14 protein-coding genes are annotated in these 18,218 nt (G+C 72.9%); 9 read left to right on the top strand and 5 right to left on the bottom strand.

Annotated features, from left to right (window positions below):
- Nucleotides 1-16: 16 nt before the first annotated feature.
- Nucleotides 17-640 carry a TetR family transcriptional regulator gene (locus tag AOM01_RS09620; protein ID WP_062292475.1) on the bottom strand — a complete coding sequence of 208 codons (624 nt, stop codon included), beginning with the start codon at nucleotides 638-640 and terminating at the stop codon, nucleotides 17-19.
- Between the two features lie 74 nt (nucleotides 641-714).
- Between AOM01_RS09620 and AOM01_RS09615 the strand changes: the two genes are divergently transcribed.
- The 5 genes from AOM01_RS09615 (at nucleotide 715) to AOM01_RS09595 (ending at nucleotide 6,926) form a co-directional block, all read left to right on the top strand.
- The gene (locus AOM01_RS09615; protein WP_062292472.1) at nucleotides 715-1,983 is read left to right on the top strand and encodes an acetyl-CoA C-acetyltransferase; all 1,269 of its coding nucleotides are present in this window, start codon (nucleotides 715-717) and stop codon (nucleotides 1,981-1,983) included.
- Complete coding sequence (locus AOM01_RS09610) at nucleotides 1,983-3,332, top strand: 3-oxoacyl-ACP reductase (RefSeq protein ID WP_062292585.1); 1,350 nt, start codon at nucleotides 1,983-1,985, stop codon at nucleotides 3,330-3,332. The genes AOM01_RS09615 and AOM01_RS09610 overlap by 1 nt, the downstream gene beginning before the upstream one ends.
- A complete protein-coding gene (locus AOM01_RS09605; RefSeq protein ID WP_062292469.1) occupies nucleotides 3,332-4,192 on the top strand; it encodes a MaoC/PaaZ C-terminal domain-containing protein in 861 nt (286 codons plus the stop codon). Before AOM01_RS09610 ends, AOM01_RS09605 begins: the two co-directional genes overlap by 1 nt.
- A 72-nt stretch (nucleotides 4,193-4,264) precedes the next feature.
- A complete protein-coding gene (locus AOM01_RS09600) occupies nucleotides 4,265-6,004 on the top strand; it encodes an AMP-binding protein (RefSeq protein ID WP_062292582.1) in 1,740 nt (579 codons plus the stop codon).
- Between the two features lie 28 nt (nucleotides 6,005-6,032).
- Entirely contained in the window at nucleotides 6,033-6,926 is an 894-nt protein-coding gene (locus AOM01_RS09595) for a glutaminase (protein ID WP_169746543.1), read from the top strand.
- Between the two features lie 7 nt (nucleotides 6,927-6,933).
- On the opposite strand, the gene AOM01_RS09590 is transcribed toward AOM01_RS09595, so the two are convergent.
- Nucleotides 6,934-7,512, bottom strand: coding sequence for a TetR/AcrR family transcriptional regulator (locus tag AOM01_RS09590; protein WP_062292580.1), 579 nt, complete (start codon nucleotides 7,510-7,512; stop codon nucleotides 6,934-6,936).
- A gap of 71 nt (nucleotides 7,513-7,583) precedes the next feature.
- Here AOM01_RS09590 and AOM01_RS09585 point away from each other — a divergent pair, with 71 nt between their 5' ends.
- The gene (locus AOM01_RS09585) at nucleotides 7,584-9,308 is read left to right on the top strand and encodes an amidase (RefSeq protein ID WP_062292467.1); all 1,725 of its coding nucleotides are present in this window, start codon (nucleotides 7,584-7,586) and stop codon (nucleotides 9,306-9,308) included.
- Complete coding sequence (locus tag AOM01_RS09580) at nucleotides 9,305-10,321, top strand: agmatine deiminase family protein (protein WP_062292465.1); 1,017 nt, start codon at nucleotides 9,305-9,307, stop codon at nucleotides 10,319-10,321. The genes AOM01_RS09585 and AOM01_RS09580 overlap by 4 nt, the downstream gene beginning before the upstream one ends.
- A 295-nt stretch (nucleotides 10,322-10,616) precedes the next feature.
- Here AOM01_RS09580 and nrdG read toward each other — a convergent pair whose 3' ends face one another.
- A complete protein-coding gene (gene nrdG / locus AOM01_RS09575) occupies nucleotides 10,617-11,165 on the bottom strand; it encodes an anaerobic ribonucleoside-triphosphate reductase activating protein (protein WP_062292462.1) in 549 nt (182 codons plus the stop codon).
- A gap of 2 nt (nucleotides 11,166-11,167) precedes the next feature.
- A complete protein-coding gene (gene nrdD / locus AOM01_RS09570; protein ID WP_062292461.1) occupies nucleotides 11,168-13,399 on the bottom strand; it encodes an anaerobic ribonucleoside-triphosphate reductase in 2,232 nt (743 codons plus the stop codon).
- 529 nt (nucleotides 13,400-13,928) lie between these two features.
- Between nrdD and AOM01_RS09565 the strand changes: the two genes are divergently transcribed.
- The gene (locus AOM01_RS09565; RefSeq protein WP_062292457.1) at nucleotides 13,929-15,677 is read left to right on the top strand and encodes a M15 family metallopeptidase; all 1,749 of its coding nucleotides are present in this window, start codon (nucleotides 13,929-13,931) and stop codon (nucleotides 15,675-15,677) included.
- On the opposite strand, the gene AOM01_RS09560 is transcribed toward AOM01_RS09565, so the two are convergent.
- A complete protein-coding gene (locus AOM01_RS09560) occupies nucleotides 15,678-16,739 on the bottom strand; it encodes a beta/alpha barrel domain-containing protein (RefSeq protein ID WP_062292454.1) in 1,062 nt (353 codons plus the stop codon).
- Nucleotides 16,740-16,831: 92 nt separating this feature from the next.
- Between AOM01_RS09560 and AOM01_RS14730 the strand changes: the two genes are divergently transcribed.
- Complete coding sequence (locus AOM01_RS14730) at nucleotides 16,832-18,202, top strand: NAD(P)-binding protein (protein ID WP_062292451.1); 1,371 nt, start codon at nucleotides 16,832-16,834, stop codon at nucleotides 18,200-18,202.
- The last annotated feature ends 16 nt before the right edge of the window (nucleotides 18,203-18,218 follow it).

Below are 18,218 nucleotides of genomic sequence, written 5' to 3'. Positions count from 1 at the left end.
TTCGATGGCGGTGGGATCAGGGCGCGAGCGCGCCCTTGAATCCGGGGGTGAACAGGGCGGTGATGTGCGCCACGACCTCGGCGCGCGGCGGCCGCGGGTCGGCCTCCATCCACTGGTCCGCGGCGGCGCGGATGAATCCGACGAGCCCGTGACCCCAGATGGGGGCGGACGACGCGTCGAGGCCTGACAGCTCGAGGCGCTCGCCGATGGCCGCCGACACGTGGCGGCCCATGATCCCGGGCAGCGGTCCGGCGGGGTCCGAGTCGGGCTGACCCTGCACCGCCGGCGCGGCGAGCACGAAGCGGTAGATGTGGGGGTCGCGCTCGACGAGCCCGAGGTACGCGTCGGCGAGGTCGCCGGCCATGCGTCCGAGGTCCGCGGGATCGGTGAGCTCGAGCGCGGTGGTGAGGCCGGCGTGGATGTAGTCGTGGACGGCCTCGACGATCGCGCCGTAGAGCCCGGCCCTGTCGCCGAAGTGCCGATAGATCACGGTCTTGGAGGTGCCCGCCCGCACGGCGATGTCCTCCATGGCGACGCCCGGGCCGTGGGCGCGGATGGCGCGCAGGGCATGCGAGACCAGCTCGCGGCGCCTGTCGACGCGGTGCTGCTCCCACCGGGTGTCCCGGCCATCGGATGCCATGGCTCCACCATAACCAGTACCGGCGGTATCTGCTACCGTCGGTATCGGTAATTCACCGAGCCAACGGAGGAGCTATGAGCCACACGGTCGTGGTCGCAGGCGGGAATCGCATCCCCTTCGCCAAGGCGGGAGGGCCCTACGCACGGGCGTCCAACCATGACATGCTCACCGCCGCGATCGACGGGCTCGTCGCCCGCGCGGGCCTCGCGGGAGAGCGCATCGGAGAGGTGGCCGGAGGCGCGGTCCTCAAGCACCCGGGCGACTTCAACCTCACGCGCGAGGCGGTGCTGAGCTCGGCGCTCGCGCCCGAGACCCCGGCGTGCGACCTCCAGCAGGCCTGCGCCACCGGGCTCGAGACCACCATGTACCTCGCCAACAAGATCGCGCTGGGACAGCTCACCAGCGGCATCGCCGCGGGCGTCGACTCGACCTCCGACGCCCCCATCTCCGTGAGCGACCCCCTGCGCCGGATCCTGCTCAAGGCCTCCCGCGCGCGTTCAGCGCAGGAGCGTATCGCCGCGTTCGCGAAGCTCCGGCCGGCGCACCTCGCGCCCCAGGCGCCCAGCGTCGCCGAGCCGCGCACCGGCCTGTCCATGGGCGAGCACCAGGCGCTCACCACCCTCCGCTGGGACATCGACCGCGCCGCGCAGGACGAACTCGCCGCGGCGAGCCACCACCGCCTCGCGGCCGCGTGGGACCGCGGCTTCTTCGACGACCTCGTCACCCCCTACCTGGGCGTCACCCGCGACGCCGTGCTGCGGCCCGACACGTCCGTCGAGAGGCTCGCGGCCCTCAGGCCCGCGTTCGGCGGCCCCGACGGCACCATGACGGCGGGCAACTCGACGCCGCTGTCCGACGGCGCGGCGGCGGTGCTGCTCGCGAGCGAGGAGTGGGCCGCCGAGCACCACCTCACCCCGTGGGCCAAGGTGGTCGACGCCGAGGTCGCGGCCGTGGACCATCCCGGCGGCGCGGACCTGTTGCTCGCGCCGGTGGGCGCGACCGGGCGCCTGCTCGCCCGTCAGGGGCTCACCGTCGACGACATCGACCTCTTCGAGATCCACGAGGCGTTCGCCTCCACCGTCCTCGCGACGCTCAAGGCCTGGCAGGACCCCGAGTACTGCGCGAGCCTCGGCCTCGACGGCCCGATCGGCGCGTGCCCACCCGAGAAGCTCAACGTCACCGGCTCGTCGCTCGCCGCCGGCCACCCGTTCGCCGCCACCGGCGCGCGCATCGTCCCCACCCTCGCCAAGCTGCTCCACGAGCGCGGCCCCGGCACCAGGGGGCTGATCTCCGTCTGCGCGGCCGGCGGGCAGGGCGTCGTCGCGATCCTGGAGGCGGTGTGATGAGCGCCCTCGAGAAGGCCTTCTACTCCCCCGTCGGGCGCAAGGTCGCCGCCAAGGCGGGCCTCCACGAGCCGCCGCGCCTGCGCCGCGGCCGCGAGTTCCCCACGGGCGCGATCGTGCTCGCACCTCTCGGCCCCTCGACGCTGGTCGCGGAGACGCTCGCCTTGCTGGGGCGAGCCCACGAGGCGCCCGTGATCGACTTCGGTGAGGAGGCGCCCGGGTACGGCGACCGGATCGGCGCGCTCGTGGTCGATGCGACCGACGTCCGCACCATCGTCGAGCTCGAGGGCCTGCGCGCGGTGCTGCGGCCGGCGGTGCGGGGCATCGAACGCTCGGGCCGCATCGTGATGATCGCGCGCCCCGCGACGGGCGCCGACTGGGAGGCGGACGCCGTGGCGCGCGCGATCGACGGCATCAACCGCACGGTCGGCAAGGAGCTGCGCGGTGGTGCGACCGCGAACCTCGTGTACGCGGAGCCCGGGGTCACGCCCGCCGACCTGCTCTCGACGCTCGGCTTCCTGCTCCAGGGCCGCTCGGCGTTCGTCGACGGCCAGACGTGGCGCGTGACCCCCGGTGGCGCGCCCGCGGCGAGGCTCGAGAACCGCCCGCTCGACGGCCGGGTGTGCGTGGTCACCGGCGCGGCCCGCGGCATCGGCGCCGCGATCGCCCGCACGCTCGCCCGCGACGGCGCCACCATCGTCGCCGTCGACATCCCCGCCGCAGGTGAGGCGCTGGCGGCCGTCGCGAACGAGGTGGGCGGCACCGCGCTCCAGCTCGACATCACGGCGGACGATGCGGGGGCACGGATCGCGGCCCACGTCGCCGCGCGCGGGGTCGGGATCCACGCGATGATCCACAACGCCGGCATCACCCGGGACAAGATGCTGGTCAACACGGACGCGACCCGGTGGGCGTCCGTGCTCGACGTCAACCTCGCGGCGGAGATGCGCATCAACGCGGTGCTCCTCGATCCTGCGACCGAGGGCGGCATCGCCGCGGGCGGGCGCGTCGTGGGCGTCGCGTCCACGTCCGGGCTCGCGGGCAACAAGGGCCAGACCAACTACGCGGCCTCGAAGGCGGGCGTGGCCGGGCTGGTCGCCGCGATGGCACCCGACCTCGCGGCCCGCGGCATCACCGCCAACGCGGTCGCGCCCGGCTTCATCGAGACGGAGATGACGGCCAAGATCCCGTTCGTGCAGCGCGAGATCTTCCGCCGCGCCAACAGCCTCAGCCAGGGCGGCAGCCCGGTCGACGTCGCCGAGACCATCGGCTACCTGTGCGATCCCGGGTCCCAGGGGGTCACGGGCCAGGTGATCCGCGTGTGCGGCCAGAACATGGTGGGCGCCTGATGGGGCGCGACGTCGAGACCCTCGAGGCTCTCCCGCCGATGGGGGCGGCCTTCGCCAAGGCGCTGGTGCCGAGCCGTGCCGGCGTCGCGCGCATCCCCGCCCACGCCGTCCGCGTCGACGGGGTGGTCCAGGACCTCGACAGGCTCGCCGACTACGCGCGGGTCTGCGGGTACACGCTGCGCGACACCGTGCCCGCCACGTGGATCCATGTGCTGACCTTCCCGCTGCACGTGGCGCTGCTCGGCGACCGCCGGTCCTCGGTGCGGCTGGTGGGCGCCGTGCACGCCACCAACACGATGACGCTGCACCGTCCCGTCCGCGCCACGGAGCGCCTCTCCCTCGAGGTGCACGTCGAGAACCTCCGCCCCCACGCGCGCGGGGCGCTGATCGACCTGGTGGGCCGGGCGGAGGTCGGCGGCGAGACCGTGTGGGATGGCGCGAGCACGTACCTGGCATCGGGGATGGAGGTCCCCGGCCATCCCGCCACGGCGACCGATCGCGAACAGTGGGAGCCCGCGCAGCCGATCGCACGGTGGAGGCTGCCCGCCCACCTGGGCCGCGACTACCGCCGCGTGTCCCAGGACCCCAACCTCATCCACACCAGCCGCATCGCGGCGCGCGCCTTCGGATTCGCGCGGCCCATCATCCACGGCATGTGGACGCACGCACGCGCCCTCGCCGCCGTCGAGGGCCGCATCCCGGCGACCTACCGCGCCGAGGCCGCCTTCCTCAAGCCCATCCTGCTGCCCGGTACGGTGGGCCTTGCGGTATCCCCCAACGATGAGGGACTCCGTTTGGCGGTGACCACCAAGGACGGTGCGAAACCCCACGTATTGCTGGGGGTCCACCCCGCGCGTTGATTGGCGTGGCGGCCCCTCAGACGCCAGAATGCTACGCACCGTGTCCGACCATCGATGAGGATGACCTTCCCCATGCCATCTGACCTGCCCCCGGCATACGACCCCGTCAACGGCGACGAGCGTCCCTGGTACCGCTACTACGGGCCGGGCGTGCCGCACGCGATCGAGCCGGCGCACGAGTCCTCGCTGGGCGAGATGGTCGCCGAGGCGGCGCGCAACCACGGTGACAAGGTCGCGTTCTCGAACCTCGGCGGCACGCTCACGTTCCGCGAGGTCGATGCCGCGGCGAGCCGATTCGCCGCCTTCCTCCAGCACGAGCTCGGCCTGGTCAAGGGCGACCGGATCGTGCTGCAGATGCCCAACCTGCTGCAGTACCCGGTCGCGCTCTACGGCGCCCTGCGTGCCGGCCTCACCGTGGTGAACGCGAATCCGCTCTACACCGTGCGCGAGATGGAGGGCGTGTTCCGCGATGCCGAGCCCAAGGCGATCGTGGTGCTCGCGAACTTCGCCGACAAGGTCGCGGAGGTGCTGCCTGAGACCACGATCGAGCACGTGATCGTCACCCAGGTGGCGGACATGCTGCCCCAGCCCAAGCGCGCGATCGTCAACTTCGTCGCCGCGAAGGTGAAGAAGATGGTGCCCGCGTACTCCCTGCCCCACGCGATCCCGTTCACCAAGGCGATGGGCGCGGGCGACCCGGCCCGCCTCGCGGACCCGGGCCTGACCCACGACGACGTCGCGTTCCTCCAGTACACGGGCGGCACCACCGGCGGCGCGAAGGCTGCGGTGCTCACGCACGGCAACCTGCTGGCCAACCAGGACCAGTTCATGGCGCAGATCCGCAACACGTTGGGCGAGGAGCGCCAGTCGGTCATCATCGCCGCGCTACCGCTCTACCACGTGTTCTCCCTCACGGTGAACTGCATCGGCTTCTTCCGGTTCGGCGCGCACAACGTGCTCATCACCAACCCGCGCGACCTGCCCGGCTTCATCAAGACCCTCGGCGCGTCCAAGCCCGACGGCCTCATCCTGGTGAGCACGCTGGCCGGCGCCCTGCTCGACGCGGACGGCTTCAAGGACATCGACTTCACGCGCCTGCGCCTCACCGTCGGCGGCGGCATGGCCGTGCGCTCGGCGGTCTCGGACCGCTGGAAGGCGGTCACCGGGCACGACATCACCGAGGGGTACGGCCTCACCGAGGCGTCGCCCGTGGTCAGCGTCAACCCCACCCACATGGCCCCGCGCATCGGCACCATCGGCGTGCCGCTCCCGTCGACCGACGTGCGCATCGTCGACGACGAGGCGAACCCGCTGCCCCTGGGCGAGCGCGGCGAGCTTGCCGTCCGCGGCCCGCAGGTGATGCAGGGCTACTGGAACCAGCCGGAGGAGAGCGCGCGCGTCATCACGGCGGACGGCTGGCTGCTCACCGGCGACATCGCGATCGAGTCCGAGGACGGCTTCTTCACCATCGTCGACCGCAAGAAGGAGATCATCGTCTGCGGAGGCTTCAACGTCTACCCGGGCGAGATCGAGGACGCCGCCATGCTCCACCCGAAGGTGGTCGAGGCCGGCGCCATCCCGATCCCCAACGAGCATTCGGGCGAGGTGCCCAAGCTGTTCGTGGTGCGCCGCGACGAGACGCTCAGCGAGCACGACCTCCGGGTGTTCCTCAAGGAGCGGCTCACCGGCTACAAGCGCCCGCGCGAGATCGAGTTCATCGACGCCCTGCCCAAGAACAACGTGGGCAAGGTGCTGCGGCGTGAGCTGCGCGATCTCGAGGCGTCCCGGCAGGCGGACCAGCCCGCCTCCTGAACCAGGCCGGTATGGGAGCATCGTCGGCGTGACGTCCGCACTCGCCTCCGCGCTGGGCGCCGCGGTGGACGATGCACGGGCCGAGCCCGCCGGCCGCGTCACCGACGTCTACCCCGCGCTGGCGACGGTCGATCCCGGGCTGCTCGCGGCGGCCGTCCGGGGCGTGCACGGCGACTCCGCGCTTGCGGGCGACCACCCGTCCCCGTTCATCCTCATGTCCGTCGCGAAGCCTTTCGTGCTCGCGCTCGCGGTGGACGCGGAGGGCGCGGAGGCCGTGCTCGGCAGGACGGGGATGTCCGCCACGGGCCTGCCGTTCAACGATCCGGAGGCCATCAGGGCGAGCCCCGACGGCCGCACCAACCCCATGGTGAACCCGGGGGCGATCACCGCGGCGAGCCTGCTTCCGGACGAGGCCGCCATCCGTGACGGGCTCTCCGCGTTCGCGGGCCGCCCCCTCGACGCTGACCGGGCCATGGTCGACGCGATCCACGCGTCGAACCAGCGCAACCGCCTCCTCGCGGGGCTGCTCGAGGAGCGGGGGCTCCTGGGCGCCGCGGTCGAGGACGCCCTCCACCTCTACACCTTCCAGTCCTGCGTCGGGGTGACCGTCGGGGACCTCGCACGCATGGGCGCGGTGCTCGCCGGCGAGGGCGTCGATCCGGACACCGGTGCGCGCGTGGTGACCGCCGAGGCGGCGGACGTGGCGCTGCGTGCGATGGCGCTTGCGGGGCTCTACGAGGCGAGCCACACGTGGATGGCCGCGGTGGGCGTGCCCGCGAAGAGCGGGATCGCGGGCGGGCTCGTCATGGTCGCACCCGGGTCCGGCGCGCTCGCCGCCTACTCCCCCGGCCTCGACGGCGCCGGCAACCCGGTGCGCGCACAGGCCGTGGCACGGACCATGGCACCCCGCCTCGCGCGCTGACGGACGCTCACGTCAGCGTGCCCGGCGCCCACCCGAGCATCGCCTCGAGCGCGCGCAGCAGCAGCGCCGCGTGGTCGGCGCGGTCCTGCCATCCCGCGAGAGAGTGCGCGTTCACGCCATCGATCATCCCGAGCAGGGCGCGTGCGACGGGCGCCGGATCCGAGGCGCCGGCCTCACGCAGGCGCGCCTCGAGCATCGTCTGCCACGCGTCCATCTCCGCCCGGACCGCGGCCGCGAGCACGGGGTTCCCCGGCGCCGCCGCCCACGCCTGCACCCACACGAGCGTCACCGCCTCGCGCGTCCCATCCGTGAGCGTGCGGACCAGCGGCGCGATGCCGCCGACGCCCGCGACCTCCGCACGCTCGCCCGCGGAGATGCCGGAGAACACCTCCGCCACCAGGGCGTCCATGCCGTCGACGTAGTGCGCGACCAGCCCCGAGGCGACGCCCGCCCGCTGCCCCACCGCACGCAGCGTGAGCGCCGCGAGCCCGTCGGAGAGGGCGAGCGCGGTCGCGTGCTCGAGGATCGCCGCCCTGCGCGCGGTCCCGGTGAGCCGGCGCGATGCGGGCGTGGTCGTTGACGGCATGTGCATGATTCTGTAGCGTCGAGCCGAATTGATCAACCGATCAACTTGGCCGCATCACCCCGGGAGCCCGTGTGCACGACGTCGTCGAGGCCACCATCGCCGACCTGCGCGCCGCGCTCGAGGCCGGCACCACCACCGCGGTCGCGCTGGTGCGCGCCTACCGCGAGCGTGCGGCGGCCTACGACGCGCCGGACACCGCCACGGCCCTCAACGCCATCGTGGTGACCAACCCGGACGCGCTCGCGGAGGCCGCCGCATCCGACGCCCGCCGGGCGGCCGGCACCAGCCGCGGCCCTCTCGACGGCATCCCCTACACGGCCAAGGACTCCTACCTGGTACGCGGGCTCACCGCCGCCGCGGGCAGCCCCGCATTCGCGGACCTGGTCGCTCAGCGCGACGCCTTCACCATCGAGCGGCTACGCGCGGCCGGCGCGATCTGCCTCGGCCTCACCAACATGCCTCCCATGGCGAACGGCGGGATGCAGCGGGGTCTCTACGGACGCGCGGAGAGCCCCTACAACTCTGCGTACCTGGCCGCGCCGTTCGCCTCCGGCTCCTCGAACGGCTCGGGCGCGGCCACGGCGGCGAGCCTGTGCGCGTTCGGGCTCGGCGAGGAGACGTGGTCGAGCGGCCGCGGGCCCGCGTCCCACAACGCGTTGTGCGCATACACGCCCTCGCGTGGGGTGATCTCGGTGCGCGGCAACTGGCCGCTCGTCCCCACCATGGATGTGGTGGTCCCCCACACGCGCACCATGGCGGACCTGCTCGAGATCCTCGACGTGATCGTCGCGGACGACCCCGAGTCGCGCGGCGACCTGTGGCGCGCGCAGCCGTGGGTCCGCCTCCCGCGCGCGTCGGACGTGAGGCCCGCGAGCTACCCGGCCCTCGCCTCCGACGCCGGCCTCGCCGGGGCGGTGCTCGGCGTCCCGCGCATGTACCTCAACGCCGACCCCGAGGCGGGCACCGCGCCCTCCCCCGGCATCGGCGGCCCGACCGGCACCCGGATCGAGACGCACCCCGACGTCATCGACCTCTGGGAGCGCGCGCGTGCCGACCTCGAGGCCGCCGGCGCCACCGTCGTCGAGGTCGACCTGCCGATGGTGAGCCGCTACGAGGGCGACCGCCCCGGCTCGCCCACGATCAAGGACCGCACCGAGCTTCCCGACGGGTATCTTGCTCGCGAGATCCTCGACCTGTCCGCCTGGGCATGGGAGGACTTCCTGGCCGCCAACGGCGACCCCGCGCTCGACACGCTGGCCGGTATCGACGGCGCCACGATCTTCCCCGCACCTCCCGGCGCCCTGCCGGACCGGTACGACGGTTTCGAGGACGACATCGCCGACTACCCCGCCTGGGTCCGCGCCCATCCCGGCACCCGCCTCGAGGACATCCCCACTGTCGCCGCTGGCCTCGCCGGCCTCGAGTCGATCCGCCGCACGGACCTCGAGGACTGGATGGAAGGCCTCGGCCTCGACGCCGTGGTCTTCCCTGCCGTCGCCGACGTGGCGCACGCTGACATGGACGTGAACCCCGCCTCGGCCGACGCCGGTTGGCGCAATGGCGTCTGGATCGCCAACGGCAACCTCGCGATCCGCCATCTGGGGGTGCCGACGGTGACGGTCCCGATGGGGACGATGCGCTCGTCCGGCATGCCGGTCGGGCTCACCTTCGCGGGGCGCGCCTACGACGACGACCGCCTGCTCACGCTGGGGGCCGCGTACGAGTCCGTCGCACCCCGGCGCGTCCCGCCCGCGCGCACCCCCGCACTCACCCCGACCCCCGAGGAGACCCGATGACGCGCCGCATGCCTGCCGAGTGGGAGCATCACACCGCGTCCTGGATGGCGTGGCCGAGCACCGGATACACGCTGGGCGACACCGAGGCCGAGGCCGACGAGGCGCGCCGCACGTGGGCCGCGGTCGCCAACGCGATCGTCGCGCGTGAGCCGCTGACCATGCTCGTCGCCCCGGACGCGGTGCCCGCGGCGCGCGCGTGGCTGGACCCGCGCATCGTCCTGCTCGAGGCGCCGCTGGACGACGCCTGGTTCCGCGACATCGGCCCCACGTTCGTGGACGACGGCGGCACGCTCGCCGGGATCGACTGGGTGTTCAACGGGTGGGGCGCGCAGGACTGGGCGCGTTGGGACCACGACGCGCTCGCCGCGACCACCGCGCTCGCCCACGCCGACGTGCCGCGGATCGGGTCGCCGATGGTGAACGAGGGCGGCGGCATCCACACCGACGGCCGCGGCACGTTCCTCGTGACGGAGACGGTGCAGCGGGACCCGGGCCGCAACCCGGGCTGGTCGCGCGCCCGGGTCGAGGACGAGCTCGCACGCACGGTGGGCGCCCGAATGGTCATCTGGCTGCCGCGCGGGCTCACGCGCGACTCCGAGCGCTACGGCACGCGCGGGCATGTGGACATCGTGGCGTGCTTCACGCCGGGCGGCGAGGTGCTGGTGCACGACCAGCGCGACCCGGCCCACCCGGACCACGAGGTCTCCGCCGAGCTGAGGGACGTGCTGTCCGCGTCCGTCGACGCCGACGGGCGGCCGCTGTCGGTGGTGCCGCTGCCCGCGCCGGCCACGCTGCGCGACTCGGAGGGCTGGGTCGACTGGTCCTACGTCAACCACTACGTCCTCAACGGCGCGGTCATCGCGTGCGCGTTCGACGATCCGCACGACGACGAGGCGATCGAGGTGCTCGCGGCGGCGTACCCGGGGCGCGAGATCGTGCGCGTCGATGCCCGCCCGCTCTTCGACCGCGGCGGCGGCATCCACTGCATCACGCAGCAGCAGCCGGCGCTGTAGCACCCGCCCGGCAGCGGACCCGGGAGACGGCGCGGGCACCGGTCCCCCGGCACGGCCCCCGGCGGCTGCGCGCACCATCCTCGCCGTTTTCATGCACTTTCACGGCGCGCGGAGCCGTGGGAGAGCAGTGACAACGGGCTGGTAGGCCCCAGGATGGCCGCCGGACGCCCGAAAGCGGCGCGCGCGGCACGCCCCAGCCCGCGAGAGTGCATGAAAACGGCGAGCGGGGCGACACGGCCCCCGACGCTCTGCGCCGGACGTCCGGCGCGCGGCGTCGCGATGGATCCGCAGGCGCCTACGCCCGAGCGACCGCGCGACCGGCCGCGAGCGACGCGGGCACGTCCAGGACGCGCTGGTTGCGGCTGCCCCGGAACGGCACGGTGAGGTCGCGTTCCGCGAGGTCGAACGGGCCGTCGACCAGGACGTCGACCAGGGACAGGAGCTCCCGCTTGTCGGGTGACTCCCCCAGCAGCTCCTCGAAGGTGTAGCCGGACCAGCACCACACGTCCTTCCCGGGCAGCTCCGCAGGCATCCGGCGCACCAGCGACAGGCACGTCCCCGTGTTGAGGAACGGCTCGCCACCCAGCAGCGACAGCCCCTGGACCGCGGGGTGAGCGAGGTCCTCGAGGATCCTCGACTCCAGCTCCAGCGTGTACGGCTCGCCGCACCGGAAGCTCCATGCATCCTCGTTGAAGCAGCCCTCGCACGCGAACAGGCAGCCGGCCACGTACAGCGAGCACCGCACGCCCTCGCCGTCCACGAAGACGAACGGCTTGTAGTCCGCGACGTAGCCCTGACTCACCCGAGTGGACAGCCACGCGTCGCGCACGGGCGACCGATGCATCGTCACCCCTCGGGGGTGCGGGCCGAGAGCGGCACCCGCACGTCATCCGACAGGTGCTTGACGCGCGACGCGATCTCCTGGTGGCGTCCGTGCACCATGGGCCGCTGCTGCGGGTTGCCCAGGTAGCCGCAGGTGCGCTTGACCACGTCGCACGAGCGCGGGTCGTCGTTGCCGCACGCCGGGCACGCGAACCCTCGCGCCGTGGGCGTGAAGTCTCCCTCGAAGCCGCACGCGTAGCAGCGGTCGATCGGCGTGTTGGTGCCCAGGTAGCCCACGCGGTCGTAGGCGTAGTCCCACACGGCCTCGAGCGCCTTCGGGTTCTGTCGCAGCACCGGGTACTCGCAGTAGTGGATGAACCCGCCCGACGTGAGGGGCGCGTACTCGGCCTCGAAGTCGAGCTTGTCGAACGGCGTCGGGTTCTTGCGGACGTCGTAGTGGAACGAGTTCGTGTAGTAGTCCTTGTCCGTGATGTCGGGCACGGACCCGAAGCGTTCCTTGTCGAGCCGGCAGAACCGGTCCGTGAGGCTCTCCGAGGGCGTCGAATAGACGCTGAAGTGATAGCCGGACGCCGCCTTCCATGCGGCCGCACGGTCCCGGAGCGTGCGGAGGACCCGCACGGTCATCGCCTTGGCCTCCGGATTCGACTCCCACGCGCCCCCGTAGAACGCGGTCGCGACCTCGTAGAGCCCGATGTAGCCGAGCGACACGGTGGCGCGGCCGTCGCGGAACAGGGTGTCGACCTCCTCGGCGGGGCCGAGCCGCCTCCCGAACGCGCCGTGCACATAGAGGATCGGCGCGTTGCCGGGCACGGCCTCCTTGCACCGCTCGATCCGGTAGCTCAGCGCGTCGTGCATGGTCTCGAGCCGCTCGTCGAGGATCCGCCAGAACGTCGCCTGGTCCCCGTCCGCCTCGAGCGCGATGCGCGGCAGGTTGAGCGTCACGACGCCCAGGTTCATGCGCCCCTCGACGGAGTCCTCGCCGTGCTCGTCCTCCCAGCCCTGCAGGAACGAACGGCACCCCATGGGCGCCTTGAACGACCCGGTGATCTCGACGATCTTGTCGTAGCTGAGGACGTCGGGATACATGCGCTTCGTCGCACACTCCACGGCGAGCTGCTTGATGTCGTAGTTGGGCTCGCCCTCGGAGAGGTTGAGCCCGCGCTTCACCGTGAACAGCAGCTTGGGGAAGATCGCGGTCCGTCCCTCGCGCCCGAGGCCTCGGATGCGGATCTGCAGGATCGCCTTCTGGATCTCTCGCTCGTACCAGCCGGTGCCCAGCCCGAAGCCGATCGACGTGAAAGGCGTCTGGCCGTTGGACGTGAACAGCGTGTTGATCTCGTACTCGAGCGACTGCATCGCGTCGTAGATGTCCTTGCGCGTCTTGTCCTGGACGTACGCCTCGCGGCGCGCCGGGTCGTCGATCCACTGCGCGGCGTCCGCCTCGTGCTTCGCGCGGTTGAGCGCGGCGTACGGCGCCAGCAGCTCGTCGATGCGGTTGACCGTGCAGCCCCCGTACTGGCTCGAGGACACGTTCGCGATGATCTGCGAGATCTGCGCCGTCGCGGTCTGGATGGACCGCGGCGGCTCGACCTGCGCGTTGCCGATGCGGAAGCCCGCCGACAGCATGGTCCTGAAGTCGATGAGGCAGCAGTTCGTCATCGGCGCATAGGGGTGGTAATCGAGGTCGTGGTAGTGGAGGTCGCCCTTCTGGTGGGCGTTCGCGACGTGCGCCGGCAGCATCCGCAGTCCGATCGCCTTGCCCACCATCCCCGCGGTGAGGTCGCGTTGCGTGTTGTAGACCTCGGCGTCCTTGTTCGCGTTCTCGTGGACCACGGCCGAGTCCTTGCTGATGAGCCGCGTGATCGAGTGGTTGAGGTCCATCGCCTTGGTGCGCGCGATGTCGCGCTCGACGCGGTAGTCGATGTACGCCCGGGCGACGTCGTACTCCCCCGCCTCCAGGAGCTCGTGCTCGACCACGCTCTGGATCTCGTAGATCTTCACGGTGTCACGGAACCGCGCGGCCAGCTCGCCGTCGATGCGGGCCACGAGGCCGTCGAGCGACGCCTCCTGACCGGGGGTCAGCGCGCCATGCACCGCGGTGAACGCCTTCGCGAGAGCCGTCGCGATCCGCCGGTCGTCGAACAGCAGGGTGCGGCCGTCGCGCTTGACCACCCGGAGGGTGGGCCGCGTCCCGGCCCGCTCCACGTCGTCGCGGTCGATCTCGGTGATGCTCATCGCTGGTCCCCCTCGCCTCGATTCGGCACCCCGAAACACAAGATCTGGTGCCATTGCCGTCACCGGAACACTAGATCTTGCGATCGCAGGCGCATGGGCCCTTGGTCCCTGGCGGGCGCTCGCGCGGGCCGATGCCGCGGCGGGCCGTGCGGGCGCGCGCGGCGATGGCCGCGGTAGGGGTCGGCACGCTCTCGGCGTGTCGCGTCCGCCACGCCGAGCCGCCGCGGCGCGGGCGAGCACCTTAGTGCCTGCGGCCGCGCGCTCGGGTCATTCGCGGCCCGGTGAGACGCAGATCACACCGTCGTCCACGCGCATGCCCCCAGGAGGATGTCGTGCCTGCATACGTCGCCGTTCCGGGACGGCGACCCGACGCGGCCATGTGAACGCGTCGCAGGGCCGCGCGGCCGGCGCACGAATCTTGCGCCATAGCGCGGTTATGGTCTTTCGAGCCCTCTCACCAGATCGCGCCGCAGGCCGAGCCGCGGCAGCACGGCGAGAGGGCAGTCCTTGTACCCCACCCTGGAGACCTGTGCGCAAGCTTCACCTCCCCTTCCGATGGCAGACGGCGACCGTGTTCGCCGTTTCTTGCTTCCTGGGCGGCATCGCCGTCTCGCTCGGCCTCCACGAGCAGCGCGTGGGCAGCGCGGTCGAGGAGGCTCGTGCGCAGGCACGCCTGCTGGATGAGGAGCGCACACAGCTCGAGGAGACCCTCGCGAAGGCCCGCGCGGTCTCCGAGGTGTCGGAGTCGGTCTCCGACGAGGACGCGGTCGCCTCCGCGGCGGCGGAGCTCACGCAGGCCGCCACGTCGGCGGCCTACGCCGCGGAGCACCACCACGTGACCGTCACCGCGACGGCCGTGGTCCCGCCCGCGTGGGCGAGCGCACCGCTGGGCGTCGAGACCGCGCGCGGTCCGTTCGCATCGACGCCGTCGCTCGAGATCGACCCGTCCGCCGTGCTCGGGCAGGTCGAGCAGCAGCTGGCGGCGCAGGAGCAGGAGGCCGACGACACCCTCGACGCCGGCGCGATCGTCTCGGCGGAGCCCAAGGCGTCGGCATTCACGGATCCGCGAGCCGGCGAGTCGGAGAGCCCGTCTCCGAGCGTCACCCCGTCCAGCGAGCCCACCGCCTCCGCCGAGCCGACCGCCTCCCCGTCCGCCACCCCCGAGGCGACCGAGGCGACGCCCGCCGCGGAGCCGACCGCCGACGAGGAGGCCGCCGCGCTCGCGGAGATCGTCGCGGACACCGAGGTCGCGAAGGTGCTGCGCGGCGAGGTCGACGACCTTGACGCGGTCACCGCCGCGACCGCGCAGCTCGAGAAGGCCGCAGCGCAGCTCGACGCCGCGACGCGACGCATCGAGGGCACCACCGCCGTGCTCGAGGCCGCGACCGCCGAGGCGGCGCTCGAACGCTCCAACGTCTCGCTCGAGAACAAGATCGACGCGATCAAGGGCCTCGCCGACTCCGCCAAGGGCATGGTTCACGCCGTCGACGGCAAGGTCGAGAAGAAGTCCACGCTCGCGGACCTCCGCGCCGCCCGCGAGGATCTGCTGGCGCTGCGCGACGTCGAGGTCGACCGCGAGGACGCCGACGCGGTCGACGCGGTGCTCGCGGACGTCGAGGCCGCCACGGCGGGCCTCGAGGAGGCCGAGCAGGCGGTCTACGACTCGCACGCGCGGTGGGTCAGGACGGAGAACACGCGGCGCAAGGCGGTCAACGAGAAGCGCATGGCCGCCTACGAGCGCCAGGTCGACCAGGCCACCGCGAGCGCGTGGGGCCAGTACGCCGCGGCGGCCGCCGCCCGTCAGGCCGGCTGGGAGGGCACGCCCACGGGCATCTCGTACAGCAACGGCATGGTGCCGAGCTCGCAGCTGTGCTCGCTGTCCTTCTCCCCCGGCAACCAGCTCCAGTGCGACGCGGCCGAGGCCCTCGAGCGCGCCGACGACGACTACTACGCCCAGACGGGACGCCACCTGTCGCTCAGCTCGTCCTACCGCTCGTACGGCGCGCAGGTCGCGACGAAGGCGTCCAAGGGCTACCTCGCCGCGACCCCGGGCACCTCGAACCATGGGTGGGGCATGGCCGCGGACTTCGACCCGGCCTCCGCCGCATGGATCGCCGCGAACGGCGACCGCTACGGCTGGGTGCACCCGCTGTGGGCGCGCGTGGGCGGCTCCAAGCCCGAGTCCTGGCACATGGAGTTCGTGGCCCCCGGCATCACGGCGAACCTCCCCAGCGAGCCGAAGCTCTACTCGATGGTCCGGAACACCCTCAAGGGCTAGCTAGCCGCGGACCGCGGCGCCGAGTCCGGGGTCGATCATCGCGCCGGTGGCGCTCATCACCGCGTCGGCCCCCGCCGCCCGGTATGCGGCCGCATGCGCCGACGTCAGCACCCCGCCGACACCGACGATCGCGAAGTCCCGCGCCGCCGTCTCGCGCAGGCGCGCGAGGCGCCCGACCATGTCGAGCCCCGCCCAGCGGATCCCGTCGCCGCAGACGCCGGCGACGTCCCGGCCCGCGCCGGGCAACGCGGGGCGGCCCGCGGCGTCGACGAGGCGGGCCGGCAGGGTGTTGACCGCCGCGTAGCCGTCCACGATGCCCGCCGTCGCGTCCACGAGGCCGGCGAGCGCCGCATCGTCCCCGAAGTACGCGAGCTTGAGCACGAGCGGCACGTCGCCGACCCGCTCCTTCACCGCGGCGGAGATCCGCGCCACCAAGGGCCCGTCGAAGCACAGCAGCGCGCCGGTCCCCTCGTTCGGGCAGCTGAGGTTCATCTCGAGCACGGGCACCCCCGTCTCCACGACGAGCGCGGCCGCCGCGACGTGATCCGCGATGTACGCGGACTCGCGGTCCGGAGCGCCGGGCGCGGGATGCGTGCCCTGGAACGAGCCGACCAGGAGCTGTCCGTCGCCCGCCGCGGCGACCGCGGCCGCCATGTCCGGCTGCCACGCGTCGGGGTCGCGCGACGGCACCCCGAACGAGTTCGAGATGCTGGTCGCGTCATCGAGCGCGCCGTCCGCGAGCACCGGTGCCGCACGGCCCGGCGCGAGCCGCCCCTCCACGTGCACCGCCAGCACGTTCGGGTAGGCGTGCGAGGGATGTGCGCTGGTGCGCACGGTCTTGTAGACGTTGACGTCGAAGCCGTTCCGGAACGCCGCCTCGCAGAACGCGGCGTTCACGAGCGGACCCGCGGGGATCCCGAAGGGGCTCACCACCGGGTGTCCGAGGAACGATGCGCGAGCCGGCCGCGGCGGCGCGTCCACCGGGGCGGCGGCGAACGCCCCGAACGGGCCGTGGGCGTAGTTGTCCTCGTAGGTGCGGCGGGGATCGTAGAACCAGGTCATCGTGCTCCCGAGGCTAGCCCCGTCCGCCCGCGCAGGGTCGGGACCTCGGTCGCCGCCGCGACGCGACGGCCCCGACGTGATTCGCTGAGGGGATGACGGACGTGTGGGACGTCGACTACCTGGTGGTGGGCGCGGGCGCCACGGGCCTCGCGTTCGTCGACGCGCTGGTCGACCACTCCGACGCGACCGTCGGCCTCGTGGACGAGCGCGACGGTCCAGGCGGCCACTGGCGGGACGCGTATCCCTTCGTGCGCCTCCACCAGGCGTCGCAGTTCTACGGCGTCGCGTCCACGCCGTTCGGGGGTGCGCTGCAGACCGCCGGCCCCGAGCGCGGCCTGCACGAGCGCGCCACCGGCGGCGAGGTGCGCGCCTACTTCGAGGCGGCCCTCGAGAGATTGACCGCGACGGGCCGCGTCGCGTTCCGGAGCGGCGCGCGCCATGCGGGCGGAGGCGCGATCGTCGGCGCCGACGGCGAGCCTGTCGCCCGCGCGCGTCCCGACACGCGCATCGTCGACGCCCGGTACCTCGCCCCGACCATCCCCGCGCTCACGCCGCCGCCCTTCCGGGTGGAGCCCGGCGCCACGGTGGTGCCCGTCGGCGACCTCGACGCCCACCTCGACGCCCCGCGCATCGTGATCGTCGGCTCGGGCAAGACGGCGACGGACGGGATCGTCCACGCTCTCACCGCGGGCATCGCGCCCGACCGCCTCGCCTGGGTCCGTCCGCGGGACCCGTGGATGTTCGACCGGGCCCGGGTCCAGCCCGAGCCCGCACGGTTCCAGTCGATGGCGGCGGACGTGTGGGAGGCCGCCGCCGGCGCGGACTCGCTCACCGGTCTGTTCGCACGGCTCGAGGAATCCGGCGTGATGCTGCGCATCGATCCGGCCGTCACCCCGACCATGGCGAAGTGCCCGACGCTCGCGACGTGGGAGCTCGCGCTGCTGCGTACCGTCGAGCAGGTGGTCCGCATGGGCCACGTCCGCGCGGCGGAGCAGCGTCGCCTGGTGCTCGACGAGGGCGAGGTGACGCTGCCCCCGGGCACCGTGACGGTGCACTGTGCGGCGGACGGGCTGCCGCATCCGCCCGCCGTGCCGGTGTGGACGCCCGACGCGATCACCTTGCAGCCCATCCGGGCGGGTTTCCCGTGCTTCGGGGCGGCGCTCATCGGGTACGTCGAGGCGACGCGCGGCGACGACGACGCCAAGAATGCGCTGTGCCGTCCGACGCAGTACGGCAACAGCCGCGCCCAGTGGGCGGAGATGACGCTGCGGGGTGCCGAGTCGACCGCGGCCTTCATGGCGGCGGAGGACATCCGCTCATGGTCGCGGGACGTGGCGCTCAACCCGGCGCGGGTCCCCCGCGGCTACTCCTCGCCCATGCTGGACGATGCCCGCTCCAGGATCGCGCGAGCGAACGACGAGGCGACCCGCCGGCTCGCGCGCCTCGCCCGCGCCACCGGGTGACGCCTCCGAGCGAATC

Origin of the sequence: Demequina phytophila, assembly GCF_000971135.1 — a bacterium.
In the GTDB taxonomy this organism is placed as follows: Bacteria; Actinomycetota; Actinomycetes; order Actinomycetales; family Demequinaceae; genus Demequina; species Demequina phytophila.
This window is presented reverse-complemented; position numbering and strand designations above follow the sequence as displayed.